Source organism: Enterobacter sichuanensis, assembly GCF_002939185.1.
Lineage (GTDB): Bacteria > Pseudomonadota > Gammaproteobacteria > Enterobacterales > Enterobacteriaceae > Enterobacter > Enterobacter sichuanensis.
Genome location: NZ_POVL01000154.1, coordinates 1 through 989, shown reverse-complemented (window position 1 = coordinate 989; position 989 = coordinate 1). Strand labels below are relative to the sequence as shown.

Annotated in this window: 1 protein-coding gene; it reads right to left on the bottom strand. The window is 52.6% G+C overall.

Annotation, left to right across the window (positions count from 1 at the left end):
* Positions 1 to 989, bottom strand: a 989-nt coding sequence (gene tuf / locus C5687_RS24255) for an elongation factor Tu (RefSeq protein WP_104558228.1), incomplete at both ends; no start/stop codon positions are given.

The following is a 989-nucleotide window of genomic DNA, read 5'->3' as shown; positions in this document are numbered from 1 at the left end:
ATTGGGTGGATCAGAGTCACAACCATCTTGATGTTGTCGCCTGGCATTACCATCTCAACGCCTTCTGGCAGTTCGATGGTACCGGTCACGTCAGTTGTACGGAAGTAGAACTGTGGACGGTAGCCTTTGAAGAACGGAGTATGACGGCCGCCTTCGTCTTTGGACAGGATGTACACTTCAGATTCGAACTTGGTGTGTGGCTTGATTGAGCCTGGCTTCGCCAGAACCTGACCACGTTCGATTTCTTCACGTTTGATACCACGCAGCAGAACACCAACGTTCTCACCAGCACGGCCTTCGTCCAGCAGTTTGCGGAACATTTCAACGCCAGTACAGGTAGACTTCGCAGTCTCTTTGATACCAACGATTTCAACTTCTTCGCCAACTTTGATGATACCGCGCTCTACACGACCGGTAACAACGGTACCACGACCGGAGATGGAGAATACGTCTTCGATTGGCAGCAGGAATGGCTTGTCAATCGCACGCTCTGGTTCTGGGATGTAAGAATCCAGGAAGCCAGCCAGTTCGATGATTTTCGCTTCCCACTCTGCGTCGCCTTCCAGCGCTTTCAGAGCAGAACCACGAACGATTGGGGTATCGTCGCCTGGGAAATCGTACTGAGACAGCAGTTCACGAACTTCCATCTCTACCAGTTCCAGCAGCTCTTCGTCATCAACCATGTCGCACTTGTTCAGGAACACGATGATGTAAGGAACGCCTACCTGACGACCCAGCAGGATGTGCTCACGAGTCTGAGGCATTGGGCCGTCAGTCGCAGCAACTACCAGGATCGCGCCGTCCATCTGCGCAGCACCGGTGATCATGTTTTTAACATAGTCGGCGTGGCCTGGGCAGTCTACGTGTGCGTAGTGGCGAGTCGGGGTGTCGTACTCAACGTGTGAAGTGTTGATGGTGATACCACGAGCTTTTTCTTCTGGTGCGTTATCGATCTGGTCGAATGCACGAGCAGAACCACCGTAGGTTTT